We start from the raw sequence: 15,987 nt of genomic DNA, 5'->3' as shown, positions 1-15,987 counted from the left end.
GATAGGGGATAGAATTTTCTTTTGCTAGCCTTAGCTCTCTAAATATAAAAATAAAGTGGGAGAACCCAGATGTCTAACCAGCTACAAAGTCCAAGTTTTAGGCAATCCTTTCTAACCTTTGGCGCCATAGTGTGTGTCATAGGTGTAGGCTTGTTTTATTTAAAGGCTAGCTTACATAGCCTCATGCTTATCTGCCTTTTAATCGCAGGCATTAGCGCACTTAAACTCAGCCAAGATGGCTTTAAATCTATTCGTAATGCCATGAACTCAGGCATACAAGGCGCCCTATCCGCCATCTATATTTTCATTCTTATCGGTGTTCTGATTGCGGCCTTTATTCAAAGCGGCACAGTCGCAGCACTTATTTACTATGGTCTTGAGATCATATCTCCCGCCCTCTTTTTACCCGCAGGTCTGATTCTATGCAGCTTTATGTCGGTTGCGACTGGCACTAGCTGGGGCACTGTCGGCACCGCTGGTGTGGTGCTTATGGGAATAGGTGAAGCCATGGGAATTCCATTACCGCTAGTGGCGGGTGTTGTTGTCTCTGGTGCTTGTTTTGGCGATAAGATGTCACCTGTTTCTGATACAACCAATCTAGCTGCCATGTCTTCTGGCACAGATTTATACACTCACATTAAAGGCATGCTCTACACCACAGGCCCTGCCTATCTTGTTTGCTTAGTTGTTTTTTCCTTCATGGGAATGAGTTATGCCGAGCATGGTCTACCGGCGTCAGAGCTTAATGCTATGTTAGCTGGCATAGAAAACACCTACAGCATTAACCTAATTTGCCTACTGCCTTTTGTTGTGATGTTAGTAATGAGCTTGAAAAAAATCAGCGCCGAAGTTGCCATGATGAGTGCAGCCGTTGTCGCTGTTTTGATTGCTATCTTGATGCAAGGGGCTCAGTTCACCACTGTACTCAATTCACTCTTTTCTGGTGGTTCATTCGAAACAGGCATTAGCACACTAGATAAGTTGTTTAGCCGTGGCGGTATCTCCTCCATGATGTGGACTTTATCTTTAGCCCTTATGGCCTTGGCGTTAGGTGGCATATTAAGCCAATTTGGATTTTTACGTGTGCTTATCTCTAGTATTCTAAGCCGAGTTAAACGTGCTGCCAGCCTAGTAGCCACAACGATTCTATCTTGCTTCCTTGGCAACATGAGTATGGGTGAAGCTTATATGTCTATCATTCTTGGCGGCCAATTATTCGGCGACGCCTATGATAAACACAAGCTAGATAGAAGCCTGATGTCACGCTCTCTAGAAGAAGGTGCAACCTTAACGACGGCCTTGATTCCTTGGACCACAGGCGGTGCTTTCTTTGCCTCAACTTTAGGAGTGAGTGTTTTAGATTACGCACCCTATGCCCTACTTAACTGGTTTAACCCGCTACTTTCTATTCTGCTGGCTTATTTAGGCATTGCCCTATTCAGAGCTAAAACCAGCACCACAGAGCATAACAACCAAACGCAAACAGATGATGTCCAGTTAAAACAAGCGGCAAACTAAAACGACACTCTCAAGCTTAATATCTAATTCAGGTGGCGCATTAATTGCGCCACTTTACCCCCAAGGAGTCCCCATATGAAAGCAGCCCATTGGACTGTTCAAGAAGATGTCTTGTCAGGTTTAAGATCACTGCCTGAAGACCTACAAAAAGATGTACCTGTTTTAACGGTAAATCGCCAAGGGGCTAGCCCTGAATCCTATATGCGAACAGAGAATTACCTTGGATATGTGCAGCCTAACAAGGTTTATCAATTACAACTTGATGGCATGTATGAAGCTGAAGATCTTACCATTGCGCCTTTACCTCAACCCATCGCACCACCCAGAAGTAAGCTTACTGGAGATTGGCAGGCAAAAGTCGACCTAACCATAGACGACGCCAATATTTTAGGTGGTAACGGGCGATATTTATTAAACAAGGGCGAGGCAAGTCTGAAGATTGCCATTGCTGAGGCAACACCAGAGCATCTGGCTTATTATCATTCTCGTCTAGTTAAAATCGGCGATGCGATCAAGTTTGATGCTAGCGGCAACCTTCCTTTAACCGTCACCTCAGTAGGTAAAGATTACCCTCAAGAGTATTTACTGAAGCCAGAATTAGGTGGTGGCGCTTACCTCGAAGTCCATGATAGGCCTCATTTTCATATGCCTTTAGATGAAACCTGTGGGGGTTACCTTATTATTGGTAAACGCAATGAAGAGGGCCTTGATGAAGTCTCCGCCTTTCAGGTGCCTTTTGGTTATGGCATTCACATGGCACCTTGGGCAATTCACGCCGATGCCTATATTACGGGTCGCTTTATGGTGATTTACTCAGCCACACCTGAATTCTCTACGGTTATCGTCAGACAAGAAAATGGAGAGCTAGCCAGCATAGAGTTCACCGATTAGTTAAAAATGGAGAAAAAGTGAAATCACCCTAATTCAACATTGGCTTCATTTTTTCTCCTTTATTTTAATTTATAAATATCAACCTAATGAATAAAGAAAAAACATAAGCTGCCGTTATAGATAATAGGCTTAAAATTTTTACTGCTGCCAAAGGATGGACGCAAAGCAGAACAGCATCAGAACAAGACAGATTAAGAAGGTTGATTTTATGCACAATACATTGAACTCTCAGCAGAAGGCGACAAGAATTTGCAAAAGCAAAAGTCTTCTACTTATTATCGCTTGCTGTATTCTGCCTTTTATTCTGATTTTTACTGGCTTTAATACTCCCTCTTCTAGCCAATATATCTTCTGGCAAACCTATCAAAACCATATGGTAATCACAGGTCTTACAAGCTTATTACTCAGCTATTGGATGATACTGTTTCGCCCTGATTTCGTGATCAAGCTGGTTGTTAAAGAAAAAGTACGCAACTAAGCCTACTTTTTCTTTTAAATAACTAAAGCGCATCCCAAGCCTGCCACATCATACGTAACGCTAACCCAGTTAGAATCAAATTAAAGGTACGGTGAAAGCTCTTATCAGAGACATATTTCAATACCTTTAATCCAACAAATGTCCCTATGGCGCCACTTACGATCATGCATACCAACAGAGGCAGCCAGTCCAATAGTGGAAATCCGACCTGATAAAATACGCTAATTTTTAATAAATGCTGACTTGTCATGGCCACAGCAAAAGTCGCTATCGTAGTGAATTTGCAGGCATGCATTTGCTTGATAAAGGCGGCAACTAAAGGGCCAGAAGCCCCCACGAATAAAGTTAAAAAGCTGGTTACGGCAGCGGCTATTCCTGTGCCTAATGTTCCCAATACCAGCTTAGGTAGCTTAGGCCCCCAACACAGGTACAAGATAAATAAGGCCACGGTGAGATATATGGTCGATGGGGTTAAGCTGACCAAGAGCAAGCTACCTAGCAAAATACCCACTACAGCACCGGGTAAAAATCGTGAAATTAAACGCCAATCAATATAACGCCAACTCATGATAGCGCGGCCAGTATTTGAGCCTAGCTGTACAACTCCATGTAAAGGAATAATCACTTGAGGTGGCAAAACTTGAGCCATAGCACCTAACATCATGACGCCACCACCAGCACCAAAAACGGCGGTTGTAAATGACGTAAAGCAGGCAACAGCAACCAAGATAACAAACACATTAAGCGAGGTAGTTGCTAAAAAATATGACTCGAACCAAGCTAAAAATGCCGTTACATCCATCGAATGTCTACTCTGCTAAGGGGAAAAGAATTATATTGATTAAAACATGACTGAGCTTAAAGGCTTAAACCTCTAGCAAAAAAGCTTAGCTTTGTGCTTCCAGTATTTTTTTCTGTTCGGCTAATAATCGACTTACTGTAATGGCATCTTGCTGCATATCCGCACTACCTAAACGTACATAAGTTCCTTTAAGTGGATCAGTTTTAATGTAAATGGGCTTTTGTTCTGGCGGGGCTTTAGGTACCAAGATGTGAATCATATTCTTACCCATGATAGTCACAACCTTAATCCAGTTTTTAGGGATCAAGTTCATATTAGTAACCGTCTTGTTGTTCAGCCCTTGCCATAACTCGTCGATCACTTTTTCGGTATTTTCAATACCCGCTAATTGATAGGTTTCATCATCTAACTCTTTTAAACCAAGCAAGATATCGCCACCATCTGTATTAGCAAACGCACTGTAACTCTCCCAAATATCATCGGGTAATTGCCCCTTACCATCTCGCCCTTGAGCAAGCTTACATTCCACTTCGGATGATTCCCTCAGTGTGGCAATATCTTCTAAAGTTACAATGCTAACCATCTTTTCTCCCAATGATTTATTTATAAAAGTCCTTATCTAAATCATATTTTCTCATCTTGTCGTAAAGGGTCTTTCGCGGTAAACCAAGCGCATCCATAGTGCCTTTTATTGACCCTTTCTGATGAGTTAGTTCTTGCTCTAAAAGCGTTTTCTCAAATCGCTCCACTTGTTCAGGCAAGGTCATGACACCAGGGTTATGTTCATTTGTCGTGATAATTTGGTCAAACTCAAAAGTACATGCCTCCCCCATAAGTACATACCTTTCTGCCAGATTTCGCAATTCTCTGACATTGCCGGGCCATTCATAACTAATCAAACTATGCATGCGAGAGGCCGTCACTGGCTCAGATTCACGCTTATATTGAGCGGTAGCAACCAGACAAAAATGCTGCCACAAAAGCGGGATGTCTTCAGTTCTATCCCTTAGGCTTGGAATATCCACCCTGACAACATTGAGACGGTAATAAAGGTCTTGTCGAAACACTCCTGTTTCACTCAACTCTTTTAAATCCACCTTGGTCGCAGCAAGAATTCTAAGGTCGAGATCTATGCCTTTATTCGAGCCTAGACGCTCCACTTTTCGCTCTTCTAGCACTCGTAATAAACGAACTTGCATAGACATGGGCATGCTTTCAATTTCATCTAAAAAGAGTGTGCCACCATTGGAGTGTTCCAACTTACCAATACGTTGGGTTTTAGCGTCGGTGAATGCGCCTTTTTCATGGCCAAAAAGCTCACTTTCCATAATAGATTCAGGCACAGCACCACAGTTGATAGCAACGAAAGGATTACCTTGGCGACCACTGTGCTCGTGTATATAGCGTGCCACCAGCTCTTTCCCTGTGCCCGTTTCACCATTAATCAGAATATCTGCCGCCGTATCTGCCACGTGTAAAAGTGTTTGTCTTAGACGGTTCACCCCAGCAGTATTACCAATAATACGTGGGCCTGGGGCATTTTGCGCCTGTAGCTCTTGTCTTAGTCGGCGGTTTTCAAGGGTAAGTTTGCGTTTCTCCATGGCATGTCGCACCACATCCAGAAAAGCATCATTGGAGAAAGGTTTTTCGATAAAGTCATAGGCCCCATCTCGCATGGCACTAACCGCCATACTGATATCACCGTGACCTGTAATAAAGATAACAGGAATGCTCTCATCAACCTGTTTAACTTGTTCAAAAAGGTCCAAACCATTTAAACCAGGAAGGTTAATATCACTTACGATAATGCCAGGCCAGTCTATCGAGAGATTTTCAATCACCCCTTTGCCATTGGCATATTCCAGCACCTCAAAGGACTCTAACTCTAATGTTTGAGAAATGGCAGAACGCACCATAGACTCATCATCAATCAATAACACCTTACCTGCACTAGTCATGTTAAGCGACATCCTCCTATTCGATTAAACGGCTTTTAAAGTCACGCTAAATTCAGCACCTATATTAACATCTTTATAGCACTCAGAATGCTCACCTTGAGTGATATTGGCAGCACTGATGCTGCCCCCCATGGATTCCACAATTCTTTGGCTAATAGATAGCCCTAAACCTAACCCAACACTATCTGATTTAGAGGTGAAGAAGGGCTCAAACAAAGACGCTAAAACAACATCATCCATACCATTTCCTGAATCCAAAACGCGTATGGTTAACCAAGAGTCTTGTTTATCAAGATCATGAGCTGGCTGCTCTATTTTAATTTCAATCCGTTTCTGGCTATGATCAGATTCCATAATGGCATCAATCGCGTTGGCGATCAGGTTAACCAGAACTTGCTCCAACAAAACCACATCACCAATCACTTGCTCTGTATTAATTTTAGGGAGAATGCACTCTATCTCGGCATCTTTAATACGTTGCATCATGATGGTCATAGCCCCTTGAATAACAGTATCTAAGGAGACTGGAGAGTGTTGAAAATTCCCTTTTCTGGCAAAGACCTTAAAACGTGAAATAATGTCAGACATATGACCACATAGATTCACTATCTTGTTTAAATTACCTTTTGCTTGCGTGATATTCTCACGCTCTATAAAGGTCAGTCCGTTTTCAGCAAAAGCGCGCATAGCTGTTAAAGGCTGGTTTAGCTCATGATTAATACCCGCACTTAATTGCCCCAACACGGCTAACTTAGCTGTTTGAATTAACTCTTGCTGGGTTTCCTTATGGTGCTGAATTTCATCTCTTAACCTTTGGTTAGCCAGCTCTAATTCTGAGGTACGTTCTACTACCCTGTGTTCGAGCGCATTTCTCGCATGCATCAATTCCTGTTCATACCGCTTACGCTCTGTCATATCATGGAAGGTAACCAAGTATTTAAGGCTATTAGGTAAGTTCATTTTACATAAGGTCATCTCAACTGCGACTTGCTGCTTATGTCGCGGGCTTTGGCTATTAAGATGTAAAAAACCTTCCGAGGCTGTCACGATAAAAGGAGCTGATACTTCAGAAAATAAGGCTTTAGATTGACCCTCTGGATCATCTGAAATTGGGGTGTACAAATCACTAAAAGGCATACCTATTAGCTCAGTCAAAGGATGATCTATTAAAGTCTCCATTGCTGGGTTGTAGGATTCTATTTTTTGCTCTTCATCCAGCGTAATAAGACCCGCCTGTGTATTCGTAATAATTTCTCTGATATAGGCTTGATTATGACGGCTCATTTCTAAAGCTTGTGAACGCTCACTTAGCATACGACGCCTTAACCGTGCGGTAATGAGTACCAGAATCAAAATTAACAAGCTGGCCATAAAGATGGTACGCCAAAGAGCGACCTCTTCTTCAATCAAGGTAATAGGAATTAATAAATCAACCTTGAAGCCCAATGAATAAATCGAGCTGGATAAGTGCAAGTAACTTATCCTGTCTATCTTTTCCTCTCCCTTAAGAGTGCTACTAACTTCCAATAACTGCAGTAAATTAGCCTCTTCATCAAACGACTCTTCTGCCACGATAGGGAGTTTTTCAAAAGCTTGCGTTTTATAGCGGCGGCTTTGAACAATGCGCTGTAATTCTTCATGGGTTAATTGATTAATGGTTTTATATAACCATTCACGGCGTGAACTGCTAAATACGATACCGTCAGGATCTAACAATAAGAAATTAAATTTATTGTTTTTAAGGCGAGATTCAAATTGGCTTAAATCCACTTTTACCACAGCCACACCAATTATTTCGTGGCCATTTCGTACTGGGTAAGAAAAGTAATAACCGCGTCTATTTGTTGTAGTTCCTAACGCATAATAACGCCCTGAAAGCCCTGCCATGGCTTGTTTAAAATACGGCCTAAAGGAAAAATCTTTACCAATAAAACTGGTTTCTTGATCATAATTTGAAGCAGCAATGGTGACACCTGATGGTGAAATAATATAACTCTCTGAGGCTTCGGTAATACGGCTAATCTGTTCTAATTCTGCATTAAGCTGCCTGATATCATATGCTCTACCATGCTCTAATACACGAATCACACGGCTGTTACTCGCTAGCAAAGTCGGCATGTGCTGATACTTTTCTATTGCACTAACAATGACTTTGGTTAATTGAGCTAATTCAGCACTGGAAGACTGCTTTAAATTTTCTATTTGCTTTTGCTTTAATATTTCCCCACCTTTCCACATAAGAACTAAACTCATGCTAAAGAGTACAATATATAACCAACGTAAAAGATAAACTGATTTATTAGTATGATTGAGGTAGGACATAAATGGACAACTCGGCTAGATTCATGTTCAACTTAATGCTTGTCATTTATTTTAGCTTTAATAAATATATTGTAATCAATTAAATAGACTTTAAATTCACCAATACTTAATTGCGCCATGAGCTAATAGAGAAAACATGCATAGTAAAAGTTTTCATTGTAACTCAATTCAAGAACTCGAAGCGGTATTAGCTAATTTAAAACAGCCTGATTTAATTCAGTTTTACGCAAATACTGATATTGCTCAAACGAGGGTTTGGGTTGATTTATTAACTCATTATTGCCCGAATGCATGCCGCATTGGTATGTCCAGCGAAAAGCAAATTTACCAAGGTCAACCTAAGCAAGAGGGTGTTACTCTCATTTGCAGCTATTTTGATCATGTAAAACTCATACATAATTATACCTGCATACACCCAGATAAAGCCGAAGATGCTAGTCAGAAGCTTTTTGCCCCCATTCTTGAACATAAAGGCGAAGCCATTCCTGCGGCGATCGTACTTGCCGATGATTTATCTATCACCAGCCCTAGTCTCTTTAGTAAGGTAGGGATGAGCAAAACTAAATTTTGCGGTGGTTTATCCGGTCTATTTAAAAGTGAAAAAACCTGGGTTCTCTACCAAGACCAACTATTACAGCAGCATGCCGTTATGGTTGCGTTAGAGTCAGATAAACTCTATGTCGATAACGATGCCTTTGTGGATAGCATAGATATCGGCAAGAAGATGCGTATTACAGCCATAAAGGGCAACGTTTTACAGCAAATTGATCATTTACCTGCACAGCAAGTATTTAATCGGTATTTAGGCAATGGCAGCAGTACAGACATTAAAGTCATGAATCTGTTCGCCCTAAAATACAAAACCAGCCATAGAGAAGTGCACTCTGTTCCACTTAATTTTACCGACAATGGCGGCATTTTAATGAGTGAACCTCTGCCGATAGGTGCTCAGGTAAAATTTGTTTACTTCCACCCTTGGCCTTCAATACAAGGCACGCTAGATAAATTAAATCAGCTTTATCGTCAGCCGCCAGAAAGCCTTTTTGTATTTAATTGCATCAGCCGAGACCAAGGAGAGGTGCTTAATGATAACAGCAAGCTCACGCTGTTAAGTCAGGTTAAAGAACTCAATGGTACCTTTTGCTTTGGTGAGTTCTTCAGCTCAGAAGCGTCAACAAAAAGCCTGCAACATGCCTTAACCTACATAGGTTTGAGTGAAACCTCTGCCGAATCACGTCATCAAAATGGCTGTATCAAAACACAAGAAATCGATAATTCTTTGGCTTCCATTTTCAATTTAATGAATAATGTTTTTAAAGATTTATCTCAAGAAAAAGATGCCCTAACGCATTTAGCTAAGCACACAGACTCCGACTCAAGAGATTGGCTCTATGACTCACAAACAGGGCTAATGAACCGCTTTGCTCTTCTCAGCCGCTTACAATCGTCAGAAGAAAGTGATCATAAAGCACACTTAACCCTCTTTAGAATTCGTAATTTCCGCCTAATCAATGAACAGTATGGTTATGATGTGGCCGATGACTTACTCGCCCAGTTATCCCTCTATTTAAAAAATAGAATGGGCGATACCTTTCTTTCCTTGGATTTCTCTTGTTATCGAGTATCTGCCAACGAGGTAGCGGTGCTTCTGCAAACCGATATGCCTCCTCGTAAAGTGAATAAGTTTATGGGCCGTTTAAGTGAAGATGTGGAAAACAACCCCTTCTTTACAACCAGTCAGGCCACAGATGAAATCAACTTGAGTTTGTCCGTAGGCATTGCCTCTATTTTTGGAAGCACAGGCAAACTGCTCTGTAAAAAAGAACACTTACTTATCAAGGCGAATGAAGCCAGACGCCATGCCCATGAAACTAATCACCTTACCTTTTGGAATGGCGATTTAGATCAAGTTGATAAACAAAAAGATAACCTTAATTGGATCGTAAAAATTAAACAGGCCTTGGATGAAGATAATGTTTACCCTTATATCCAACCCTATTTTGATGCTAAAACCGGCCGTTGTGTTGGTGGTGAAGCACTCATTAGAGCTGAAATTGATGGCAAAGTCATAGGCCCAGCCAGCTTCTTAGACCTGATTAAACAAACTCAGCTGTATCCAAAAATCACTATTAAGGTGCTAGAAACCTGTGGCCAATTACTGAAAACAGACCCTACAAGCCACCTAGCGCTCAACCTCTCTGTGATGGACTTTAAGCACTACAACACCCTTAAAGCCCTAAGACAGTTTTTTAGAGAGAATGACGTAAAAGGCAGAATAATATTAGAAATAACGGAATCTGAAAGCATACAAGATTATCAATGGATCAGCTCAATTGTCTCTGAGTTTAGAGAGGCTGGCGCTTTGTTAGCAATTGATGACTTTGGTTCGGGTTATTCAAATCTAGAGAAGCTAATAGAATTACAACCGGACGTGCTTAAGCTAGATGGTAGTATTATTCGCACCATAGATGTGGATCCAAAACTACAAATATTAGTTCGCCACATCAATAGCTTAGCCCATTCTCTTGGTATAAAAACTCAAGCTGAATTTGTTCATAATCAGGCTGTTCAGGATATTTTAGTCGACATGGGAGTTAATTATTTGCAGGGCTTCCATTTAAGCGAGCCTATCAACATTGATGCTTGGAATAAGTTTAATACTGAGCCTCATCCTTCATTTGATAAATATGAATGAGCCCTAATAGGAAGGGAGCTACTTACTCCCTTCCTCTCTAGCTATACCCTTTGTTTGGCAAATGGCATGACTTGTTCGATGTCGTCAGTTTGACTCAGCACCATAAGCAAACGATCAATACCAATGGCGACACCCGCACAATTAGGTAAACCAGACTCCAAAGCGGCTAATAGGTTTGTATCTAACGCTCGAACTGGCTTACCTTGTGCTTTTCTTTGTTCATTGTCCATGTCAAAGCGCTTGGCCTGCTCTTGGGCATCGGTCAATTCATGATAGCCATTAGCAAGCTCCATCCCCTTCCAGTAAAGCTCAAAGCGTTTCGCCGTTTCAATACCATCAAAGCCAAACTTCAACTTGGCTAACGCTGCCTGAGAAGCGGGGTAACTATGAATGAAGCATGGCCTATCTTGCCCTATTTTAGGTTCAATCAAGGCATTAAAAATGAGATCTAGCAGTGCATCCCTGTCGGTTTCTTCTAAACCATACTCAGTACACTTATGAGCTAAGGCTTGTAACTCTGACAATTCCACCTTGAAAGGATCAAGATTGGCATAAGTTAAAAAAGCGTCTTGGTAACTTTTATAATCACAAACAAGCTCTGGGTTTAGGCTAACACTGACTAAAAACTCTTCAATTTCAGCCATAAGTTGTCTGTCATCCAGACCCACTCGATACCATTCTAATAAGGTAAATTCTACACTATGTCGCTTACTGGCTTCCTCTTGCCTAAACACCTTAGACAACTGATAAATACAACCAGACCCAGAAGCCAATAAGCGTTTCATCGCAAATTCAGGAGACGTTTGCAGGTAATAGGTTTTCTCCTCGCCCAAGCACTTAGCTTTTGTGGTGAGCACCTCAATATAAGGGTCACTAATAGACGTTAAGGACAAAGCTTGGGTGTCGACTTCAAGAACGTCTCTTTGCCAAAAAAACTCACGTATGTTACGTAACAATTGTGCTCTTTTTTGTAGCATTTGCATGTTGGCATTGGGCTGCCATAAGTCGGTATGAGGCATAGATAAAGTCTTACTAAACATGAGTGAAAATGAAAAAAATTATAACATTCTTTTTTTAATGTCCGCAAACAAAAACTAATTACGACCTAAGCCATACCAGCCTAAGCCTATGCAAAACTCGCTTTGATAAAAAAGTAACAAATTTATTGACAAAGGACATGATTGATCCACTATACTAAAGACGCGCAGATTAATTTGCGTAATGAAAAGCACCAAGGGTCGATGGCCTATTGACCGCTTTGTGCTTTTCCCTCAGCGAAGCTCTGGCACTGTCAGAGTTTTGCTATTTATTCTCTTTTAAATGCGCAACTTGGAGTAATGTGGTTCATATCAAGTGCATTTAAAATATGCCTATCAACAAGTTAATCTGATTGTAGGCATAGGTGCAAAGCACCTTAAACCCATCTTTAATAAGGGTTTTAAACTCGTCCTAGAAAAGCAGATTAGAGATTGGAATTTGCTTTTAATGCAAACTAGTCGTGCTAATGTTGTTTGCATCCGGTGAGACGATCAAAGCCGCTCACCTCAAGAAGCAACAGAAAATAGCTTGTTCATTTTCTGTTTACTCAGCTAATTCAAATAAACTTAAGGTGAGTTTGGTTAGCATCAATGATGGCAAGATATTAGTGAGGTTTGATCAAGAGAAAATGATTAAATTGGCACGCCTGAGTGAAGAGCAAGAGATCTCTTAATGCATAAGGGACTTGTTAACAGACTTGAAAACAAATAGGTCCTGCCAACAAAAAGCTTATATAGAGCCTAATATAGAAAAATATTAGCCTTTAAGTCAGTCTAAAAACCTGACTCTCATACAAACGAATAACACAAATTGATGTATTAATGGTTTCGGCTGTTAAAGCAATAATAACTGAATAGCCAGACTAGGTTAAACATCCAGAACGAGTGCATTGACACTCGTTCTTTTTGTTTGGCGCTTAACAGATATTACTTACCTGTAGCACGTGACACATATTCACCAGTACGTGTATCAACTCTTAGCACTTCACCAATATTGATAAATAAAGGTACACGCACCATAGCCCCTGTAGATAGATAAGCAGGCTTAGAACCACCGTTTGCTGTATCGCCTTTAAGGCCAGGATCGGTTTCAGTTACTTCAAGCTCAATAAAGTTTGGCGGTGCGATAGCAAGTGGAGAGCCGTTATACAGAGTAACCACATACTTTTCTTGCTCTTTTAGCCACTTAACGTTTTCGCCAACTGCGGTTTCATCTGCTGCATGTTGCTCGAAAGAACCATCTGTTGCCATAAAGTGCCAGAACTCACCATCTGTATATAGATACTCCATATCCGTATCCATTACATCAGCAGCGTCTAAAGAATCACCTGATTTAAAAGTACGCTCCCAAACACGTCCAGACTTAAGGTTACGTAGTTTCAAGCGGTTAAAGGCTTGACCCTTACCTGGTTTTACGTGCTCATTGTCTAGTACTGCACATGGATCTCCATCGACCATGACTTTAGTACCATTACGCATATCACTAGCAGAAATTCCCATTATGATTCTCTTCTTTCAATCACCCAGCCTGAGCTGCTGACGGTTAATATTAGATAGACAGCCAAAGCAAAAACTAGGCACGCCGTATTCAAGTTGCTGCCGATTATACATTAGATGCAAGGCTATAATAACCCTAGGAAAGCGGAGAAAAACTCGCCTTCATGGTCACTAAGAAGGCCCAATTTAACTAAAAACCGAGTAATTGGGCCGATTGCCATGTTTTTTTCGACTTTTTGAATAAGCAAAGTGGGTTCTACTTGCTTAGACCCAGATGCAACAGAGATAATTCCGACAACTCAACTACTAGCTCTCTATTTTTATGCTCAATCAAGCCAAGCCAGTTAACCAGCCTCAAGATCAGATAAGCCTAAAACCCTTAGACGACACCCCAGACTGGTTATTAGAAATTAAAGCTGCAATTAAAAGTTTTGATGCTTTAGCCTATGCCCTTGAACTTGATTCAGCCGAGCTAACAAAAGGTCAAACTGCCCACCAAAGCTTTCCTTTAATGGTACCTAAGCCTTATTTAGAAAGAATTGAAAAAGCGAATTTACGCGACCCTTTATTGTTGCAGATATTGCCTCTTGAGCAAGAGATGCTTAAGCTTCCCGGCTACGTAAAAGACCCTCTTGCGGAAAAAGAGCACAACCCGCAAAAAGCACTGGTCCACAAATACTCAAGTCGAATACTTGTTATTACCTCTGGCAGTTGCGCCATTAATTGCCGCTATTGTTTTCGTCGTCACTTTCCTTATGCAGATAATCACCTATCATCAAACGAGTGGAGCTCACTGCTTGATTACCTAAAACTTCATCCAGAAATTAACGAGGTCATTTTAAGTGGCGGTGACCCTTTAATGATAAAAGATAAGCAGCTAGCTAGCCGGATAAAAACATTGGAAAGCCTGCCGCAGATTAAACGTATTCGTATCCATACCAGACTCCCCGTTGTTATTCCCTCTCGGATAAATGATGAGTTATTAAATTGGGTGGACGAAACCCGTTTAAAAGTCGTGATGGTATGGCATATAAATCATGCAAATGAAATTGATGATGCTGTTAGCCAAGCTGCGTCAAAGCTTGTAAAAGCGGGAGTAAAACTCTTTAATCAAGGGGTTATCTTAAAAGGCATTAATGATACTTGTGATAGCCAAGTGGCCTTGAGTGAAGCCTTATTTGATGCAGATATTCTGCCCTATTATATGTTCACTCTCGACTCAGTCGAAGGGGCTGCGCATTTTGATATTTCTTTGGATGAAGCTCAAACCTTAATGGGAAAAGTAGCCGCTAAGTTACCAGGTTATCTAGTGCCTAAATTAGCGAAGGAAATCCCTGGAAAAAGCGCCAAAACATTGTTCGCTCCCAGACTTTAAGCTCCAAATATCCTTTACTAAATACTCAACGCTAAACATCAGGTCTCTATCCCTTTAGAAGAGGCCTTTCTAGCTGCAACCTTTACCCATACCTTTATCAGCTTTAACCCGCTAAAAGAGCACGCTTTCTAAAAAGTTAATCTAACTTCTTTCAGTTTTATTTCACATAACAAAAACGACTGATCACTTATCAAACACATGAATCATATTTATTTTAAGTATCATCATTATCTATTACTAAAACCTGCTTCATTAATGCTATTAATACTGTAACAGAACGAAATTAATTATGTATAAGTGGTGACCAAGATGAATTCAGGTGAACAAACACGTCGTGAAGTAATGGGTGATGCTTTTGTTGATAAAGCAATGGATCAAAGCAACTTGTTCACTGAAGACATGCAAAACTATATCAATGAACATTGCTGGGGAAGCGTATGGCAAAGCAATGCCATTAACCGTAAAACACGAAGCCTACTAACCTTGTCTTGCTTAGTTGCTTTAAAAGCACCAGAAGAGCTTAAAGGTCATATTCGTGGTGCAATTAATAATGGCTGCACCCTAATCGAAATTAAAGAAGCTCTACTTCACACAGGCGTGTATTGTGGCGCACCGGCTTTACAGCAGGCATTTCGTGCGGCAAATGAAGTCTTAACTGAAATGGACTTAATTCCAAAAGACATGACAAACCATGACTCACCATAAGTGCTAGACGAAGGAGTCACCTTCAAAATAGCCTTTACCAAAAGCACTTGTTAAGTGATGACTTACAAGTGCTTTTTTGCCTCTAGAACGCTCAAAGACACCCAAAGAACTCTTCTACTACCTTAATAAGAACTCTACTGGAATTCTACTAACATAGTTCTGACCTGAGGCTAGATGCGTTGGCGCAGGGAAAGGAGCTGCTCTTTTTACGGCTTTCAATGTTGCCCTATCTAAACGTTTTAACCCTGAACTCTTTACTATCTTCACTTCTACTAATTCACCAGTATATGAAATAGTCACTTGCACCAATACCAAACCCGTTTCGTTTCGTTTCTTAGATGCCCTAGGATAGACTTTTTTACTGGCTATTTTAGCCTTTACTAGACTGCCATAAGAGACTTCTCCCTTAGCGCCACCGCCGCCACCTGCAGCAAAACTATTCGTCCCGATGCCTGTCGTCATCTTACTTTGAGTCGAACTGGCATTGCCATCTGGACTCGCATCTAACGGCGCATTTTTCGTTTGGCTTTGACTAGTACTAGCCACAGGCTCTGACGTTTCTTCAAGTTCTGACTCAGGCTCAGGCTCAGGCTCTGGCTCTGGCTCTGGTTCTGGCTCTGGCTCTGGTTCTGGCTCTGGTTCTGGCTCTGGTTCTGGTTCTGGCTCTGGTTCTGGTTCTGGTTCTGGCTCTGGCTCAGGCTCAGGTTCT

General features: G+C 41.2%; 14 protein-coding genes. 7 read left to right on the top strand and 7 right to left on the bottom strand.

The features are described 5' to 3' along the window. Positions 1-69 precede the first annotated feature (69 nt). The 3 genes from nhaC to TW85_RS16110 all read left to right on the top strand — a co-directional run bounded on the left by nhaC (position 70) and on the right by TW85_RS16110 (position 2,887). Positions 70-1,518 (top strand): Na+/H+ antiporter NhaC, encoded by a 1,449-nt coding sequence (gene nhaC / locus TW85_RS16120; RefSeq protein WP_046018167.1) that lies wholly within the window; start codon positions 70-72, stop codon positions 1,516-1,518. Between the two features lie 75 nt (positions 1,519-1,593). Then, positions 1,594-2,409 (top strand): hypothetical protein, encoded by an 816-nt coding sequence (locus TW85_RS16115; RefSeq protein ID WP_046018166.1) that lies wholly within the window; start codon positions 1,594-1,596, stop codon positions 2,407-2,409. A gap of 208 nt (positions 2,410-2,617) precedes the next feature. Further along, positions 2,618-2,887 (top strand): hypothetical protein, encoded by a 270-nt coding sequence (locus tag TW85_RS16110; protein WP_046018165.1) that lies wholly within the window; start codon positions 2,618-2,620, stop codon positions 2,885-2,887. A gap of 22 nt (positions 2,888-2,909) precedes the next feature. Here the strand turns inward: TW85_RS16110 and TW85_RS16105 are convergent, their stop codons facing one another. From TW85_RS16105 to TW85_RS16090, 4 genes are all read right to left on the bottom strand, one after another. Beyond that, positions 2,910-3,689 (bottom strand): sulfite exporter TauE/SafE family protein, encoded by a 780-nt coding sequence (locus TW85_RS16105; RefSeq protein ID WP_046018164.1) that lies wholly within the window; start codon positions 3,687-3,689, stop codon positions 2,910-2,912. Positions 3,690-3,774: 85 nt separating this feature from the next. Continuing rightward, a complete protein-coding gene (locus TW85_RS16100; protein WP_046018163.1) occupies positions 3,775-4,272 on the bottom strand; it encodes an ATP-binding protein in 498 nt (165 codons plus the stop codon). Positions 4,273-4,288: 16 nt separating this feature from the next. Next, positions 4,289-5,647 (bottom strand): sigma-54 dependent transcriptional regulator, encoded by a 1,359-nt coding sequence (locus TW85_RS16095; RefSeq protein ID WP_046018162.1) that lies wholly within the window; start codon positions 5,645-5,647, stop codon positions 4,289-4,291. 24 nt (positions 5,648-5,671) lie between these two features. Next, on the bottom strand, positions 5,672-7,900 hold the full coding sequence (locus tag TW85_RS16090) for an ATP-binding protein (RefSeq protein WP_238326234.1): 2,229 nt from the start codon (positions 7,898-7,900) through the stop codon (positions 5,672-5,674). 205 nt (positions 7,901-8,105) lie between these two features. On the opposite strand from TW85_RS16090, the gene TW85_RS16085 reads away from it, so the two are divergent. Then, positions 8,106-10,664, top strand: coding sequence for an EAL domain-containing protein (locus tag TW85_RS16085; protein WP_046018160.1), 2,559 nt, complete (start codon positions 8,106-8,108; stop codon positions 10,662-10,664). Positions 10,665-10,705: 41 nt separating this feature from the next. On the opposite strand, the gene epmA is transcribed toward TW85_RS16085, so the two are convergent. Then, entirely contained in the window at positions 10,706-11,683 is a 978-nt protein-coding gene (epmA, locus tag TW85_RS16080; protein WP_046018159.1) for an EF-P lysine aminoacylase EpmA, read from the bottom strand. Positions 11,684-12,168: 485 nt separating this feature from the next. Between epmA and TW85_RS16075 the strand changes: the two genes are divergently transcribed. Further along, positions 12,169-12,375: a hypothetical protein gene (locus TW85_RS16075; protein WP_046018158.1), complete on the top strand. Its 207-nt coding sequence runs from the start codon at positions 12,169-12,171 to the stop codon at positions 12,373-12,375. A gap of 253 nt (positions 12,376-12,628) precedes the next feature. Here the strand turns inward: TW85_RS16075 and efp are convergent, their stop codons facing one another. Then, the gene (gene efp, locus TW85_RS16070) at positions 12,629-13,204 is read right to left on the bottom strand and encodes an elongation factor P (RefSeq protein WP_157196964.1); all 576 of its coding nucleotides are present in this window, start codon (positions 13,202-13,204) and stop codon (positions 12,629-12,631) included. A 316-nt stretch (positions 13,205-13,520) separates the two neighbouring features. On the opposite strand from efp, the gene epmB reads away from it, so the two are divergent. Continuing rightward, complete coding sequence (epmB, locus tag TW85_RS16065) at positions 13,521-14,573, top strand: EF-P beta-lysylation protein EpmB (RefSeq protein WP_046018156.1); 1,053 nt, start codon at positions 13,521-13,523, stop codon at positions 14,571-14,573. A gap of 309 nt (positions 14,574-14,882) precedes the next feature. Then, complete coding sequence (locus tag TW85_RS16060) at positions 14,883-15,278, top strand: carboxymuconolactone decarboxylase family protein (protein ID WP_046018155.1); 396 nt, start codon at positions 14,883-14,885, stop codon at positions 15,276-15,278. Positions 15,279-15,395: 117 nt separating this feature from the next. Here TW85_RS16060 and TW85_RS16055 read toward each other — a convergent pair. Beyond that, the coding region (locus TW85_RS16055) for an energy transducer TonB (protein ID WP_046018154.1) at positions 15,396-15,987 on the bottom strand (592 nt) is incomplete at its 5' end.

The organism is Marinomonas sp. S3726 (assembly GCF_000967665.1).
Lineage (GTDB): Bacteria > Pseudomonadota > Gammaproteobacteria > Pseudomonadales > Marinomonadaceae > Marinomonas.
Note: the sequence above shows the minus strand (reverse complement) of the source record. Positions and strands in the feature narration are given on the sequence as shown.